The 248-nt window shown below is 48.0% G+C and carries 1 protein-coding gene; it reads left to right on the plus strand.

All coding sequences use genetic code 11. The features are described from left to right. Nucleotides 1-248, plus strand: a 248-nt coding sequence (locus C6N31_RS43125) for a hypothetical protein (RefSeq protein ID WP_198359747.1), incomplete at both ends; no start/stop codon positions are given.

A 248-nucleotide genomic window follows, 5' to 3' on the forward strand; every position in this document is an offset into this window, starting at 1 on the left:
CGGCGCAGCAGATCGTGAAAAGCCTCAACACGACGCAGAACGTTCGCGAAGACATGCTCTTGATCTTATCTAGCTTCGATAACCGCTTATCCAACATCACGGATTTGGTGCAGGCCAACGAGTCGAGTTTCAAAACGAGGCTGGAGGAAGCGGAGAAGATCCTCTTCATGTATGAGTCTGGTGTGGATTTCGAGATCGATGAAGTTTCAGAGTATTTCTCAGCCCTTGACGATGTTCTAAATTTGCTG

Source organism: Streptomyces fildesensis (assembly GCF_016107395.1).
GTDB lineage: Bacteria > Actinomycetota > Actinomycetes > Streptomycetales > Streptomycetaceae > Actinacidiphila > Actinacidiphila fildesensis.